Source organism: Luteibacter sp. (genome assembly GCF_036499525.1).
Lineage (GTDB): Bacteria > Pseudomonadota > Gammaproteobacteria > Xanthomonadales > Rhodanobacteraceae > Luteibacter.
In genome coordinates this window covers 1-16,170 of the sequence record NZ_DASYDO010000065.1, presented here as the reverse complement: position 1 = coordinate 16,170, position 16,170 = coordinate 1, and the positions used below count along the sequence as shown (strand labels likewise).

13 protein-coding genes are annotated in these 16,170 nt (G+C 66.3%); 10 read left to right on the top strand and 3 right to left on the bottom strand.

Annotated elements, in window-relative coordinates; genetic code table 11:
* Positions 1-18 precede the first annotated feature (18 nt).
* The 10 genes from cheY (at position 19) to VGM71_RS12745 (ending at position 7,655) form a co-directional block, all read left to right on the top strand.
* The gene (cheY, locus tag VGM71_RS12790; protein ID WP_331545712.1) at positions 19-420 is read left to right on the top strand and encodes a chemotaxis response regulator CheY; all 402 of its coding nucleotides are present in this window, start codon (positions 19-21) and stop codon (positions 418-420) included.
* 9 nt (positions 421-429) lie between these two features.
* Entirely contained in the window at positions 430-1,071 is a 642-nt protein-coding gene (locus VGM71_RS12785; RefSeq protein WP_331545710.1) for a protein phosphatase CheZ, read from the top strand.
* 7 nt (positions 1,072-1,078) lie between these two features.
* The gene (locus VGM71_RS12780; protein WP_331545708.1) at positions 1,079-3,118 is read left to right on the top strand and encodes a chemotaxis protein CheA; all 2,040 of its coding nucleotides are present in this window, start codon (positions 1,079-1,081) and stop codon (positions 3,116-3,118) included.
* A 1-nt stretch (position 3,119) separates the two neighbouring features.
* Complete coding sequence (locus tag VGM71_RS12775; protein WP_331545706.1) at positions 3,120-3,860, top strand: flagellar motor protein; 741 nt, start codon at positions 3,120-3,122, stop codon at positions 3,858-3,860.
* A complete protein-coding gene (motD, locus tag VGM71_RS12770) occupies positions 3,857-4,759 on the top strand; it encodes a flagellar motor protein MotD (RefSeq protein ID WP_331545704.1) in 903 nt (300 codons plus the stop codon). Before VGM71_RS12775 ends, motD begins: the two co-directional genes overlap by 4 nt.
* Positions 4,759-5,547 carry a ParA family protein gene (locus tag VGM71_RS12765; RefSeq protein ID WP_331545702.1) on the top strand — a complete coding sequence of 263 codons (789 nt, stop codon included), beginning with the start codon at positions 4,759-4,761 and terminating at the stop codon, positions 5,545-5,547. The genes motD and VGM71_RS12765 overlap by 1 nt, the downstream gene beginning before the upstream one ends.
* Positions 5,548-5,555: 8 nt before the next feature.
* On the top strand, positions 5,556-6,119 hold the full coding sequence (locus VGM71_RS12760; RefSeq protein WP_331545700.1) for a chemotaxis protein CheW: 564 nt from the start codon (positions 5,556-5,558) through the stop codon (positions 6,117-6,119).
* Positions 6,116-6,565, top strand: coding sequence for a chemotaxis protein CheW (locus VGM71_RS12755; protein ID WP_331545698.1), 450 nt, complete (start codon positions 6,116-6,118; stop codon positions 6,563-6,565). Before VGM71_RS12760 ends, VGM71_RS12755 begins: the two co-directional genes overlap by 4 nt.
* A gap of 62 nt (positions 6,566-6,627) precedes the next feature.
* Positions 6,628-7,038, top strand: a complete 411-nt coding sequence (locus VGM71_RS12750; RefSeq protein WP_331545696.1) for a DUF2802 domain-containing protein — start codon at positions 6,628-6,630, stop codon at positions 7,036-7,038.
* An 80-nt stretch (positions 7,039-7,118) separates the two neighbouring features.
* Positions 7,119-7,655, top strand: a complete 537-nt coding sequence (locus VGM71_RS12745) for a YaeQ family protein (protein ID WP_331545694.1) — start codon at positions 7,119-7,121, stop codon at positions 7,653-7,655.
* A 59-nt stretch (positions 7,656-7,714) separates the two neighbouring features.
* On the opposite strand, the gene VGM71_RS12740 is transcribed toward VGM71_RS12745, so the two are convergent.
* The 3 genes from VGM71_RS12740 to VGM71_RS12730 form a co-directional block, all read right to left on the bottom strand.
* Positions 7,715-11,464: a translocation/assembly module TamB domain-containing protein gene (locus tag VGM71_RS12740; RefSeq protein WP_331545692.1), complete on the bottom strand. Its 3,750-nt coding sequence runs from the start codon at positions 11,462-11,464 to the stop codon at positions 7,715-7,717.
* A gap of 11 nt (positions 11,465-11,475) precedes the next feature.
* Entirely contained in the window at positions 11,476-13,242 is a 1,767-nt protein-coding gene (locus VGM71_RS12735; RefSeq protein ID WP_331545690.1) for an autotransporter assembly complex family protein, read from the bottom strand.
* Positions 13,243-13,402: 160 nt separating this feature from the next.
* Positions 13,403-16,003, bottom strand: coding sequence for a glycosyltransferase (locus tag VGM71_RS12730; protein WP_331545688.1), 2,601 nt, complete (start codon positions 16,001-16,003; stop codon positions 13,403-13,405).
* Positions 16,004-16,170: the final 167 nt, after the last annotated feature.

Below are 16,170 nucleotides of genomic sequence, written 5' to 3'. Positions count from 1 at the left end.
GCAAGGCGGAGAGAAGTTTTGGACAAGAACATGAAGATCCTCGTGGTGGACGATTTCTCCACCATGCGACGCATCGTCAGGAACCTCCTGGTGGAACTGGGTTTCACCAACACCCTGATCCAGGAGGCCGAGGACGGTAATGCCGCCCTCGCGTCGCTGCGCGCGCAGCCGTTCGACCTCGTGGTCACGGACTGGAACATGCCGAACATGACCGGCATCGACCTGCTTCGGGCGATCCGCGCCGACGCGGCGCTGAAAGCCATGCCGGTGCTGATGGTCACGGCGGAGAACAATCGCGACCAGATCATCGCCGCCGCGCAGAGTGGCGTGAACGGCTATGTCGTCAAGCCGTTCACCGCGGTCACGCTGAAGGAAAAACTCGACAAGATCTTCGAACGTCTCGCAGCGGCCGCGGGCTAAGGAACGACGATGAACACCATGCTTACCACCGGCCACGACGTGGCACCCGAATTGCGCGCGCTGCTCGACGCCGACGATCCGGCCGCTTTCGAACAGGCGCTCGATCGCCTGTTGCGCACGCGCGAGCAGCACCTGTTCCTGGCCCTCGGCCACCTCGCGCGCGACCTGCACGAATCCGCGCGACGGCTTGCCGCCGACATTTCGCACGACGGCGTGCCGGGCAACATGAGCGACGCGCGCAAGCACCTGCGCGACGTGCTCGAAATGAGTTCGCAGGCCGCCCATCGCACGCTCGATTTCAGCGAGAAGCTGCGCCCGCAGGCCCAGGCGCTCGCCCGCCAGGCCGACGAGGTGCTGGTGCTCGACCATGCCAATCCGGTGTTCGGCGCCAACGCCACGGCCCTGGCGCTGCGCGTGGGCGACTTCGCGCAGAGCTGCGACATCGGCTTCGGCGAGATGGTCGAGGCACAGTCGTGGCAGGACCTCTCCGGCCAGCGCGTGGCGCAGGTCGAGGCCTTCATGGCCAAGGTCGAGTCCTCGCTGGTGGAACTGGTACGCCTGACCGGCTCCCTCGCGGGCGGTACGGCACCGGCTGCCGAAAAGGTCAGCCAGGACGAAGTGGATCGCCTCCTCAGCGAATTCGGTTTCTGAGCACCCTATGAGCGTGGAGCTGGACAACGAGCTGCTCAACGTCTTCCTGATCGAAGCACGCGAACTGCTCGAGAGCCTGGGCGAACAGCTCGTGGACCTCGAGTCGTCGCCGGGCGATGCGGACCTGTTGAACGCGGTGTTCCGTGCCTTCCACACCGTGAAGGGCGGTGCGGGCTTCCTCGGCCTGAATCCGATGGTGGAGCTGTGCCATCGTGCGGAGGACCTGCTCAATGAGGCACGCAACGGCGCCATCGTGCTCAACGCGGGATTCATGGATGCGCTGCTGGAGTCGCTCGACCTCCTCAACGACATGATGCGTGCCGCCGATGGCGGCGTGCCGATCGATGCCGCGCCGCGTTCCCTGCTCGATCGCCTGCTGATTCCCGGCCGAGCCGTCTCGGCGCCACCCATGGCGCTGGCCGTGTCGGCCGCCGCTTCCGCCGCGGCGCCCGTGGCCTCGCGGCCCTACGATCCCATCGAGGACGAGTTCGAGGCGATGCTCGACGCCGCGCGCAACGAGCGCGATCCCGCGCCGGCCCCGTCCGGAACGATTTCCGACGACGAGTTCGAGGCGCTGCTCGATTCGCTCTATGGCACCGGCGCGCCCGGTGCCGAGACGGATGACGTCGCGCCCGCGCCCGTTGCCGAGGCTCCTTTCGCGCCGCCAGCCGACGGCAGCGCCATCAGCGACGACGAATTCGAAGCACTGCTCGACAGCCTGCACGGTACGGCCGCGCCGGGCGGCACAACGGCCGCCACTCCTGTAGGAGCGGGCCTGCCCGCGACGCCTTTGGCCCCGGTCCCCGCGCCTGCGGCCGAACAGGCAAAACCAGCGGCGAAACCAGCGGCCGCCGAAAAGCGCAGCGCCACCACCGCCGACACCACCGTCCGTGTCGATACATTCCGCCTCGACGGCCTCGTCGATGCCGCCGGCGAACTGGTGCTGGTCCGCAACCGCCTGACCAACCTCGCGCCGCGCGGCACCAACGACCCGATGGAGCGTGCCATCGGCGAACTGGAGCGCGTCGCCGAAGACCTGCAGAACGCCGTGCTGCGCATGCGCATGCAGCCCGTGGGCAAGCTGTTCTCGCGTTTCCCGCGCATCGTCCGCGATCTCGCCCGCCAGCTCGGCAAGGACATCGAACTCGTCACGGAAGGCGAGGACACCGATATCGACCGCACCGTGGTGGAGGCCCTGGCCGACCCGCTGGTGCACCTGCTGCGTAACGCCGTGGACCACGGCATCGAAATGCCCGAGGTGCGCGAGCGGGAAGGGAAGTCGCGCTCCGGTACGGTTCGTCTCGCCGCCGGTCAGTTCGGCGACCGCATCGTCATCACCGTCACCGACGACGGCAAGGGCATGGACCCCGAGGTCCTGCGCCGCAAGGCTGTCGAAAAGGGGCTGATGGACGAGGAGCAGGCCGCGCGTCTCGACGAGCGCGAGTGCTACGAGATCGTCTTCCGCCCCGGCTTCTCCACCGCCAGCCAGGTGTCCGACATCTCGGGCCGCGGTGTCGGCATGGACGTGGTCAAGACCAAGATCGTCGAACTCGGCGGCACGCTGTCGATCGATTCCCGCGTGGGTCACGGCAGCACGGTGCGCCTGTCCGTGCCGCTCACGCTCGCCATCCTGCGTGTGCTGATGGTGCGCGTGGGCAACCGGCTGCTGTCGCTGCCGCTGTCCAACGTGGCCGAAGTGTTCGAACTCGTGCCGGGCCAGATCCAGGAACTCGACGGCCGCATCGTCGCATCTCACCGCCAGCGCGCGCTGCCCCTGGCCGACCTCGGCCGCTGGGCCGGGGCGGCGGGGAAGGGCGGTCACGTCGTGGTGGTGCAGATCGGCCACCAGACGCTTGGTTGCCTCGTCGACGAAGTGCTCGGCCGCGAGGATGTGATGGCGAAGCCACTCGGCCCGTTCCTGAAGGACGTGCCCGGCGTGGCCGGCGCCACGATCACCGGCGACGGCCGGATCTCGCTCGTACTCGATCTTGCCGGCCTTGCCGACGATGGTGGCCAAGTCCTGCCTATTTTGAGGATGGCTGTCTGATATGGATATCGTGAGCGTCGTCGGAACGATACTGGCCTTCGTGGTCATTATCCTGGGCACCATCCTCAAGGGCTCCAGCCTCGACGCCCTGTGGAACCCGGCCGCGTTCATCATCGTTTTCGTCGGTACCTTCGCGGCCCTGCTCGTGCAGACGCCGGGTGCCGTTCTCAAGCGCGCATGGGGCATGCTGCCCTGGGTCTACCGTCCGCCCGATATCGAGTCCGAAGACCTGGTCAGCCGCATCGTCGGCTGGAGCGAGATCACGCGGCGCACCGGCCTGCTCGGCCTGGAACCCGCGATCGAGCGTGAAAAAGATCCCTTCATCCGCAAGGGCCTCCAACTGCTCGTCGACGGTACCGAACCCGATGCCATGCGTTCCGTCCTGGAGGTGGAGGTGTTCGCGCGCGAACATACTGATATCGAAGGGGCCAAGGTCTTCGAGAACGCGGGCGCGTATTCGCCGACCATGGGCATCATCGGCGCCGTCATGGGCCTCATGTCCGTGATGCAGAATCTCGCCGATCCGAGCAAGCTCGGCCACGGCATCGCGGCGGCCTTCGTCGCCACCATCTACGGCATCGGCCTCGCCAACCTGCTGGCCCTGCCGATGGCTTCGCGCCTGAAGGGACTCGCCCGGCGCCGTTCGCAGATGCGCGAGATCCTGGTGGAAGGCCTGGTCTCCATCGCGCAGGGTGACAACCCCCGGCATATCGAGAGCAAGCTGCAGGGATTCCTGTCGTGAAGCGGCGCCACCACGAAGAACACATCAACCACGAGCGCTGGGCCATCCCCTATGGGGACCTGATCACCTTGCTGCTCGCCTTGTTCGTGGTGATGTACGCGGTGTCGGCGGTGAACGAGACCAAATTCCGCGTGATGGCGCAGTCCATCAACGAAGCTTTCAACGGCACCGGCAAAGTGATCGAGCCGATCCGCGAGGCCACGCCAGCCGCCCAGGTCCCGCTGCCGAATCAGTCGCGCGCGCCCGCTGCAGCGCCTATCGCGAAGATCGAGGTGCCCCTCCCGCCGCGTGACCTGCCGCTGCCCGGGCATGAGGGTGCGGCGCCGGTGCGCCAGGAATCCACCAGCGTCAATACGGCGCCTGCGGCGAACACGGCGATCGGCAAGACCGAGGACGCCAGCCTCAGCCAGATTTCGCAGGAAGTGCAGCGGGCGATGAAACCGCTGATCGACAAGAGCCTGGTCAGCGTGCGGCAGACACCCGACTGGCTCGAGATCGAAGTGCGGACGGACATCCTCTTCCCGGTAGGCGTGGCGAAGTTGCAGGCGCCCGCCGAAGACGTGCTGCGCAAGCTGGCAGGTATCCTCGCGCCTTTCCCGAATGCCATGCGCATCGAGGGCTATACGGACAACACGCCCATCGCGACGACCACTTTTCCGTCGAACTGGGAATTGTCGGCCGCGCGCGCGGCCACTGTTGCGCGCCTGCTCACCCTTACCGGTGTCGATCCGCATCGTGTCGGCATCATCGGCTGGGGTGAATTCCGCCCCACCGCGAACAACGCCACCGAAGACGGCCGCAACCGCAATCGCCGTGTGTTGATCGTGGTGATGAGCGACAAGGCCGCCCCGTCACGCTTCTACAGCGACGCCGATCGCGTCGCCGCCGGGGCGCAGTGATGCGCGTCTGGGCGGTGTCGAACCAGAAAGGTGGCGTCGGCAAGACGACGACCACGGTCGCGCTCGGGAGCCTGCTGGCAGGCGCCGGGAAACGCACGCTCCTGGTCGACATGGATCCGCATGCTTCGCTGTCCGGTTATGTTGGCGTCGAAGGCGGCGCGCACGGCAGCGTGTACGACCTTTTTGGCGTGGGTGGCAATCCGCTGCCGGTGCGTACCCTGGTCCATGCCACGGCGTGGGACAGGCTCAGCGTGCTGCCGGCGTCAGCCGCCATGATCACGCTGGATCGCCAGCTCGGCACGCGGCCCGGCATGGGCCTGGTCCTCAGCCAGGCACTGGCGGAACTGGCATCCGATTTCGAACACGTGCTGCTCGACTGCCCGCCGACGCTCGGCGTGCTGATGGTCAATGCACTCGCGGCCAGCGATCGCCTGCTCGTGCCGACGCAGACGGAGGCGCTGGCGCTGGCCGGTCTCGAGCGCATGCTGCGCAGCCTGTCGATGATCGAGCGGTCGCGCGGCAAGCCTTTGCCGCGCACGATCGTGCCGACGCTGTACGACGCACGCACGCACGCATCGCGCGCCTGCCTCACGCAATTGCGTGAGCAGTACGGTGACGACGTGAGCCAGTCGGTCATTCCCACCGACACCCAGATCCGCGAAGCAAGCGCTGCCGGCGTGCCTCTGGCCGCGTGGCCGGCCGCACGCCGTGGGGGCCTGGCCTATCGCCAGCTGCTTGACGAGTTGCTGGCCATACCCGTGCCGTCCGTGACGGACGCCGCCGCGTGATGCGCGCCATGCAAGACGCCGAACAGATCGTCGCCGACTACCTTGCCGAACTGCTGACGCCGGTTGCCGTACCCGTGCAGGTACCCCCTGCCGAGGTAAAGGTGGTGGCGTTCGAACCCTGGCGTAATACGCCGACGTCGGCGCCTGCACGCGAACCGGACTGCCGCTACCTGCTATGCGTGGCCGTGGGCGTGAAGCTCGCCGTGCCGATGGCGGACGTCACCCACGTGATACCGATGCCGCCGCTCACGCCGCCGAATTCGAGTAATCCGATCTGCCTCGGACGTTGGCGCCATCCCAGCGGGGAGGCGCGCGTGGTGGATCTCGCGGCGGTCCTGTCGCCCGACCTGAGCGGCGCGCCTGTCGTGACGCTGGTGATCTTGCGCGATCGCACCTGGGCACTGGCCTGCGTGGTCGACGAGGAACCGGTCGAGATGCCGCCTGACGCGATCCAGTGGCGCCGCGGTGCTACGACGCGTCCGTGGCTTGCCGGTGTGTCCCCCGAACCCAAGTGCGGCGTGGTCGACACCACGGCGCTCATCGAATGGCTGGAAAAGGAGCTGGGCCCATGAGCCAACCCCCACACGACGGGCGCGGCGCCTGGCTCGGTTTCTCCCTGAAAGGGCAGCGCTACGCGGTGTCGCTCGCCAGCGTGCGCGAGGTGATCCGCCCCGGCGATATCACGCCGGTGCCGGGCGCGCCCGACGATGTCCTCGGCATCGTGAACCTGCGCGGCCAGATCGTGCCGGTGCTCGACGGTCGCCGCCGCTTCGGTCTCGATAGTGGAATCGATGAAGATGCGGAGGATGCCCGTCGCGTCATCGTCTTCGACGACAGTGGCGGCGTGGTCGGCATGCGCATCGACGTGATCGGCGACATGCTCACCTTCGAGGCCGGCGACGTGGCCCTGCCACCCCCCGGCCGCGCCGAACGCCGCGACGACCCCGTCAGCGGCGTCATTACGCGCGACGACGGCTTCATCGCCCTGGTGGACGTCCAGAAGCTCTGCCGAACCTGACGGCATCCCTTTTTCCTGTCGCATTGCGCTACCGTGTGCGGGACCCAACGGAACCTTGCCGCATGACCGCCGCCATTGGATACGTGCTGATCGTCCTGGCCATCCTCAACCTGGCCGGCCTCCTGCTGTTGTTCCGCCGCCTGGGTGCGACACCGCCAATGGCAACGCATAGCGTGGCGGAGCGCCCGGCCAGGGCCGAGCCTGCCGTGGTGCCCGCCGAGGCCACGGTTCCCGCCGATGCCCTCGCCAACATGCTCCGCCGTCTCGACCATCGCCTGGGCGACATCGAGGACCAGGTACGCCGCCAGCCCGCCATGCCTGTTACAAGCGAACCAGGCGCCGCGAGCGACCGTGCGCTGGCGCTGGCGCAGCGCCTCGCGCGGCAGGGGGCCTCGCCGCAAAACATTGCAGAAACCTGCGGTATCTCGCTGACGGAAGCCGAGCTCCTGCATCGCCTTCACGCGCCGAGGTAAGCGCGGCGCCCGCGGTTTCCAGCGCTACGGCGTCCCGTCGTGTACGCTTTGCGGCCGGCATCGACCTCGAGCGACACCTCATGGCCCTCAAATCCACGGTCTTCAAGGCTGATCTGCAGGTCAGCGACATGGACCGGCATTACTACCAGTCCCACGCTCTGACCATCGCCCAGCATCCGTCGGAAACCGACGACCGGATGATGGTGCGGGTGCTCGCATTTGCGCTGAACGCGGGCGAGGCGCTGGTCTTCGGCAAGGGCATCAGTTCCGACGACGAACCGGACCTTTGGCGCAAGGAGCTGACCGGCGAGGTGGACTTGTGGATCGAGATCGGCCAGCCCGATGAACAGCGCATTCGCCGCGCCGCCGGCCGGGCCAACAGGGTGATCGTCTACACCTACAGCGGGCGCAGTGCTGAAGTCTGGTGGAAGAAAACCGCCGCTGCCGTGGCGAAGACGAAGAACGTCTCGGTCATCGACATCGCGCCCACCACAGTCGAAGCGCTGGCCTCGCTCACGCAACGCACGATGCAAATCCAGTTCATGGTGCAGGACGGCCAGGCCCAGATCATCAGCGGTGACACCGTCTTACCCGTCGAACTGACAACCCTGGCCTGAAGCACGTAAGCTTTTTGGATACCGATTTGTCAGCGCAACCATGAGCCTGCAGCAAAACTCTACCGCTCCAACCGATAATTCAAACTAGCCCGACTGAAATCCGTAGCGTTCTGTGCCTCGAAGTTCCACCGGCGGCTGAAGAGGTAGCGGAGGGTGATGACCTGGCCCGGGTCGAACAGGCCGACCCCGTAGCTGAGATACAGGCGTGGCGAGAGGTATTTTCCCACGGTGAATGCCGAGGTGCCGCCCAGGGCGTCATTGTTGCTTACACCGATGTCGTCCACGCCGATCTTTGAGCCCACGCTCTTCGCCAGCAGATCGCCCGCGGCGGATCCGAGCGCCTGGGCGGCGGCGCCGACCATGTTGCCTTCGCCACCTTTTACCTGCGAGAGCGGCTTGCCGGTGACCAGGTAGGAGAGGGCGTCGGATTGTTCCATCACAGGGTTGGAGAACACGGTGAGGATCGGGCGGCGCGCGGTGCCGGAAACGTAGAGGCCGACCTTCTGGCCTTCGTCGACGGTGGCGTTCGGGTTGAGCGTGCGTGCCGCGCGGATGTTGAGGCCGGGATTGTCGATCGGCGTGCTGGCGAACAGCAGCTGGCCCTGCTCGATGCGCAGATCTTGCCCGTAAGCCTTATAGGTACCGTCGACGCCGATCTGGCCCTGGCCGGTGGTGGCGCGGCCGGGGCGTTCGCGCACATCAAGCTGGCCGGTGATGCGGCCATCGATGCCGAAGCCGACGAGGTGCACTTTGTGGCCGAGATCGACCCTGATGTCGGCGGTGATCGGGGCCGATTCTTCCGCGGCCTCGCGCTGCTTGTCGTCGATCACGACCACGTCGGGCGACGCCTTGGTCGCACCGGCGCCGGGCAGCCGTTCCACGTCGACGTCGGCCATGTCGACATCGACCTTGCCGCCGATGTTCATGCCCTTCGCATCCTGGACGATCGTGAGATTCGGGGAGATGACGGCCTTCGCCGCGGGAATATCCACCGCCGTGAACTTCGAGCCTTCGATGCCAAGACGCATCTGCGCTCCTGCGCCCAGGGCGGCGTTGCCCTTGATCGACAGGGTGCCTTCGCCGGAGCGGATCGTGCCGTCGACGAGGTAGTTGGTCGCATCCCTCGTTTCGATGCTGATCCGTCCATCCTTCAGCTTTAAGCCCGCGCTGGGTACTTCCGCGGCGAAACCGCCGACCACGGCCTGACCCGTGACGGCAGGCGATGCGACAGTGCCGCCCAGGTTGAAGTTGGCATCGAGCGCGCCCTTCACTTCGGCCAGTTCCGCGGTGAACAGTTCGATGACCGAAAGGTTCTTCAGGTGCAGCGATACACTGCCACCGAGCGCCTGCTGCGCCCCCGAGACGGAGACATTACCGTCCAGCGTGCCGCCGTCGTTGAGCGACGCACGTAAAGTGACACGCTGGTTGCCGGGCGAGAGCTGGGCGTTGGCAGAGAGGTTGTCGTACACGAGCAGCGGATGATCGCTGCGATCCGCATAGGCAACGGAACCGCGTGCCGACGTGACGTTGGCCTGGCCTGAAAGGGCGCCTGCCGCCGTGCGCCGTACGCTGCCGTCGCCTTCCAGGATGCCTTCGGCGCGCATGGGGCTGTTCGAGGCTTCGGCCACGGTCATCAGCAGGGCGAGGGGAACGCGGCGCAGGCGGTAGCTCGCGTCGAGGTTGCCGGCCTTGTCCTGTTTCGCCGCCACGCACAGCGTCGGATCGCCCGCCGTGAGGCAGAGTTCGCTCATGCTCGCCGCACCCGTGCTCCAGGCGAGCTGGCTCGGATTCTGCAGGCGCCATGGCGGGATGCCCTGGTAGTCGATGTCCAGCGCGGACAGCGTGCCGTTCCATGCGCCGTTCTTCATCGAACCGGAAAGGCGCAGATCGGCCGAAAGTTGACGTCCCTTGGCATCGACGCTCAGTTGGTGGCGATCCTGGTTGCCGTCCGCCGCGATGACTACGCGGTCGAATACAAGCCCGCCACTCACCACGCCGGCACCGGTGACATGGAGGTTGCCTCCCGGTGCGCTGATGTCGGGAATGTCGGCGTCGATCGCTAGCGCGTCGATCTTCTGGTCGGCATAGACGATGGCGCTGCCACGCAGGTTTGCCTTCACCGCCAGCTTCGGCTGGTTGCCTTTTGCCGAGATATCGCCGGTGATCCGACCCCCCGCGTCGGGCAGCCAGTCGCCGAGCGACGCGATGGCGAGCTTCAGGGTGGCGTCGTTCGATGTGTCGCCGCGCGCATCCAGCCGGATGGTGCTGCCGCCGGACGCCAGATCGAGCTGGCCGTTGATTACCTCGTGCGGCTTCAGCGTGAGCTTGCCGTCGCCACGCAGCGGCCTCTTGCGCAGCGTGCCGTCCAGCTTGCGCAGATCGAGCGTGCCGAGCGGCTCGTCATGCGCCATGTACCCTTCGGTGGCGAGGTCGAGGTCGAGCGTGCCGGGCCACTCGGCGAATAGCTGGCCGGGGTCGAAGCGCTCGCCCTTCACATCGAGCTTCCATGCCATGGCCGGTTGCAACGTGAGCGTGCCGCTGGCGGCGAGGCTGCCCTTGGGCTGCTTCAGCTGAACGTTGTGCAGGGTGATGAGGTCTGGCTTGCCGTCGACGTCGAGAAAGAACTTGCCGATCTGGCCGGGCGGTCCGATATCGACGTCGCCTTCCGCGTGGTAAGCATCCGCGCTGCCCTTGAAGGTGAGTTGGCCCGTGCTCGCAAGGTCCTGGCCCGCCACGTTCGCGGGGACCAGCACATCCTTCCAGTGGAGCGCGAGGTCGGCCGCTACCGGCTGGGTGGCGATTTCCACCGTGCCTTTCGCGGTCAGGGAGCCTTTCACTTGTGGCGAGCCCACCGTGAGGTCGTCGAGCGTGAGGCGCTTGTATTCGTGATCGAACGCCGCCTTGATCGGCGACAGGCGCACGCGGTAATCGTTGAGGTCGACGTCGCCGTCAAGGTTGGCACTATAGCGGTCGCCGCTGCCCTGCAAGGCGAGTCCCAGCGATTCCAGCGAGCCTTCGCCAAGCAGCGGCTTGGGGTCGAAACGGGGGGCATCGATGGTTGCGGTCCAGGCGTAATCACCGCTCTGCACGAGATTCGCGTCGACCTGCACCACGAAGGGCAGGGTGAGCTTCACGATGGTATGCGCCCTCGCGCCATCGCTATGCGCTTCGACCTCGCCGGCGTAGTCGATCTCTCCGACCTTCCAGCGGAAACGTGCCTTGCCGTCGCCCTTGTAACCCTTGCCGACGGCGAGCGTGCCACCGAGGTCCGCCTGTCCGTCCGGCGCGCGCAGCGCCAGCGATTTCACGGCGATACCGTTGCCGGTCCAGGACGCGGCGAGGTCGAGCGAGTTCGATTCGAATAACGGCTTGCCTTCCTGCGTGACACGCACGTGGCCGATTTTCACCTTGTCGAGCACGATATCGAGCGGCGGCTTCAGCGAGAAGGGTTCGGACGGTGTCTCTGGCTCGGGCTTTGGCGGCCCCAGTGCGACGTCGATGCCGTCAGCCGAGAGTTCGTACACATGCGCGCGCTTGCGCAGCAGCGAGCCGAACGAGAAGTCCAGGTGCGCGGTGGCGACATGGAGGTCCATGTCCCTCCCGTCGCGATAGCGCAGGCCGCCAAGGTCGAGCGGCCCCGCGAGCCGGCCTTCCGCCTTCTCGACGGTGAGCGCGTTATCCGTGAGGTCCTGCGCGCGGGCCAGGGCAAAGCGCAGTCCCGACGCCGTTCCGACGAGCCACCACACGGCAAGCACGATAACCAGGAGCAGCACGCCCAGTGCCACACCGACGCGGATCGTCCATTTCATGCCGGCGCTACTCATAGATCGGGCCCGATGACGACATGCAGGTGGATGCCGTGTTCGTTCTTGTCGCCGACCGGCACCGCCACGTCGAAGCGAATCATGCCGACGGGCGACAGCCAGCGTACGCCCAGACCCGCGCCCACGCGAGGACTGTAATCGGTGCCGGTGAAGGCGTTGCCGGCATCCACGAAGGCAGCCATGCCCCAGTTGCGAGTGAAGTAATGCTCGACCTCGGTGCTGCCCACGAGCAACCCCTCGCCGCCGATCACGCGGTTGAACGCGTTGCGTGGACCGATGCTCTCGAAGTCGTAACCACGCACGGAACGATCGCCACCGGCGAAGAAACGCAGTTGCGGCGGAAGGTCGCTGAAGTCGCTGGTCCAGATCTTTCCCGCGCTGCCGCGCAGGATCAGGCGGTTGTTGCCCCAGAACTGGCGAATCCATTTCACGTCGCCGATCACCTGGGAGAAGCTGGCGTCCGAGAGGAGGGGACCGGCCGTGCTTCGCGCGGTCAGCGTCAACGACCAGCCACGCCGGACGAAGGTGGGGTTGTCGCCGCGTTTCCTGCTCAGCGTGATTTCGGGATAGAGCAGCGTGCTGCGACCACGCTCGAGGCCTTCCGCATTGTCGCCTTCGCCGCCGCGCTTGCCGACCGTGAACGTGCCAGACAGCGCGTTGATGCCGATGGTGCGCTGCCAGCCGTGCCACAGCCGCGTCTCGTTCGCGACCAGTTGCAGCGTGCGCGACTGTGAGGTGACGGTGTCCGCGTCGCGGAAGTTGGCGCCGAAGTTGAAGCTTCGCTGGTTGGGGCCCGGCATGGGGATCTGGTACAGCGTGGACAGCGTCTTCAGGCGCTGTGCGAGCACCAGCTCGTTCTTCCACTTGTGCCCGCGGTCGTTGATCCAGCGCTTCTCGATGCCGCCGCGCAGGCCCGCGCCCGTGTCGGTGCCGAAGAACGGGCCGCCGGTGTAGATCGTGCGTTTCGCCGGCGCAAGTTCCACGTCGATGTCGATGGTGCCGTCCTTCGCCTTATCCGTATCGGGGATGACGTTGACGACGGCGAAGTAATCGGCGCCGTTGAGCGCCTGCTGCAGCTCGAGGAGCTGGTTTTGCGAGAAGTAGTCGCCGCTCTTGAACGGCACGTAGCGGTCCAGGAAACCGCCGCGGAACTGCGAGTTCCTGAAGTGGATGCGGCCGTAGCGGTAACGCTGTCCCGCTTCCCACGTGAGGTTCACCGTCGCGCGGTGTTCTGCGCGATTCACTTCAACGGTGTGGGTCACCAGCTTCGCGTCGAGGAAGCCCGTGGCGGTGAGCGCCCCGCCCACGGCGTCGCGCGCCCCGTCGTAGGCACCGTCGTTGAGTGGCTTGTCCTTCAGGTTGTCCACGCCGCGCATGGCGCGCCGTACCGCCGGTACCTCGCCGGCGTCGTCGTTCATCCCGACGTTCACCGAGGTGACCGTCACGGGAAGTCCCGGCACCACGTGCAGGTTTACCTGCCAGTCCGTGCCGACCTGTTTCAGGTCGCCGGTGGCGGTGGCCTCGTAGTAGCCGTAGGGCCGGAGCGCGGCCTGGACTTCGTCCGGCGCCTTCTCGTAAAGGCGACGGACCTGCGCGGCAGTGACGTCGCGATGCGCGTACTGGTTCAGCTCGACGCCGGCGGCAACCGCGTTCTGCAGGTTCTCGTTCACGCCGTCGACATGGAGCACGACGCCCGCATGGGCGATCGTGGGCAGGAGGAACCACGGCAGAAGCAGCAGTCCATGGCGTCTGGTTCGGCGCATGAGCGTCCCGTTCCGTTCGTGATCCAAGGCCGGGGGTGCGGCCACAGCGGGAGGCGGTGCGCAGCCTCGGACGTCAGGTCTTGGCGTAACTTACCGCGCGCGGCGCGCGAGGTCGATACACGAATGTGAACGTGCAGCCAGGTTCGTTATGTTTTTTCGGTCAACCCGCTTCGTCGCCGGCGCGGTGCGCGATCCAGGCACCGGCCAGGGCCGACACGTAGGGAATCGATTGCGCGCCCAGGATGAACATCCACAGTTCGCTCTCGATGTAGTTCGTGCCGTAGTGCAGCGCCATGCCGACGACCGCGCACAGCAGGGCGATCGCCATGAGACCTTCCTCACGCACGGGCGCGAAGGCCGCGAAGCTGCTGCCGCCCATGCGCCGGCTCTTGGCCGTGACCACGAAGGCCGTCTTCTCGCGGGTCAGGCCGTGCAGGATGCCGCGCGCGATGGCGTGGGACAGGCCCATGCTGGCGACGGAGGCCATGATGGTGTCGTACCAGCTACATGGGACCCGTGCACGGTAGAGCACCACGCCGAAGATCGCCTTGGCGAAGAAGAACCCGATGACCGGAATAAGGAACAGCTGCATCGGCAGGTTGAAGTATTCCGGCGCGTAGATCATGCCGGCGGTCCACAACAGGCCCATCATCGTGAACACGAAATGCAGCGCATCGGCGAACCAGCTGAACCAGCCGGTGAGGAAGTGGAAGCGCTGGCCTGCCGAGAGCGGACCCTTGCGCGTCATCCAGGTCCAGCGACCCTTGAGGATCTGCATGGCGCCGAATGCCCAGCGGTAGCGCTGGCTCTTGTACGCCTTGAAGTCGGCGGGGGTGAGGCCCTTGCCCATCAACTCGTCGACGTAGACCAGCTCGTAGCCGGCATGCATCAGGCGCAGGCCGAGCTCGGCGTCCTCGCAGATCGTCCACTCCGACCAGCCGCCCGTGCCTTCCAGCGCCGACCGCCTCACCATCGTCATGGTGCCGTGCTGGATGATCGCATTGCGCTCGTTGCGGTGGTGCATGCCGATGCGGAAGAAACCGTCGTATTCCCAGGCCGTCATGCGGCGGAATCGGTTCTTCTCGAAATCGCGGTGGGCCTGCGGGCACTGCACCACGGCCACCTTCGCGTCGTGGAAGTAGCCGGTGAGCGAGGACAGCCAGTCTTCGCGCACCACGTAGTCGGCGTCGATCACAGCCACGACGTCGGCGCGCTCGTCCGTCGCGGTCAGGCCGAAGTTGAGCGCACCCGCCTTGTAGCCCGGCCATGGCTCCAGGTGGAAGAAGCGGAACTTCGGGCCCAGCTGCTTGCAATACTCCTCCACCGGCTTCCACACCGCGGGATCCTTGGTGTTGTTGTCCAGCACCAGGACTTCGTAGTTCCCGTAATCCAGCGCGGCCAGCGAGTCGAGGGTGATCCGCACCATCTCGGGCGGCTCGTTGTGGCAGGCCAGATGGATGGACACGAAGGGCTGCTTCTCCACCGGATCGGGCGGCAGCATGTCCGCGTGGCGCACCCAGCTGCGCCGCCAGAGCACTTCGGTAAACTCGAATCCGTTGATCAGCAGGATGCCCAGGATGGCGATCTGTGCCGGGAACAGCAGGATCAGCATCGCCCAGTCGAACGGGCTGAGGTAGAAATTGAAGGGCAGGGTGGCCGACCAGACGATCAGGCCGCAGGCCAGCTGGATCAGCGCCATGAAGAACAGGCGGCCCATCAGCTTGAAGCGGCCGAAGCGGATGCCGAACCACAGCATGGGCACGAAAGCGAGCAGGGAGGCGGCGAAGGCCTTCCACGGCCAGCCCACGTCTTCCGTTACCGGCCCGGTGAAGGGAAATTTCAGCTGCCGATCCGCGTTGAACATACCCCAGTACGCGCCGGTGCGGCCTTCGCCCAGGTTTTCCTTCCACGGCTGGTCGATGGCTTCGAGGACATAGTAGTCGTCGATGCCGTTGGCCTTGGCCTGGTTGAAGAACGTGCGCAGGAAGATCGCCTCGTTAGAGACGCTGGGGTAGGCGTACTTGTAGCGATCGCCGTTCGAGGGCCAGCCGATCTCGCCGATGGACACGTGCATGCCCGGGAACTGCGCGCGCAAGGCCTTGTAGCTCTGGATGGAGTCGTTGACGCCCGCGCGGGCCTCGATGCCGTTCCAGTAAGGGAAGAGGTGGACGGTGATGAAATCGACGTGGTTGGCCAGTTCCGGGTTCTGCAGCCAGATATGGAACGGCTCGGCGATGGACACCGGCTGGCGCACGGCCGCGCGCACGCGGTCGAGGTAGGCCATCATCTGCTCGGGCTTGAGGTCGCCGCGGAACAGCACCTCGTTGCCCACGATCACGCGCGTGATGGTCTTGGGATAGCGGTGGGCCTGGGCGATCAGGGCCTCGATCTCGCGTTCGTTGCTCTCCAGGCGGGCGTCGATCAGGGCGCCCGCCATCACATTGAGACCTTCCTTGTCAGCCAGGCGGATGACCTGGGGGTTCTCCAGCATCGAATAGGTACGGATGCGCGGCGAGTAGCGCTTGATCAGGCGCAGGTCGCTGTCGATTTCCGCGTCGGTGGAGACGTCGCCCTTGATCGGGTTCTGGTAGCGCTGGTACGCGGTGAACGCGAACCCGGGCACCGGACCGTGCCAGTCGTCGGGGCCGTTGGGCAGGTTCGCGACGAGCCACAGCCCGAAATTCAGCGCCGCAACGAGGATCGCAAGGATCAGCGCGGCGAGGATCGGATGGCTTCGTTCGGTCGTGGCGGCAGCGCTCAAAACAATCCCCGGACCGGTCGGCCCCCGTGTGCTATCAGTGAGGTAACCGGGGGAGCTTAGCGAACGGGGCGTAACTGCTCAACGGACGGCGGGTCGGCCGGTCAGCAGGGGTTGTAGGAGCGCGCCCTGCGCGCGACGTGTTTTCGCGCCTGTCCGCAACCTGGCGC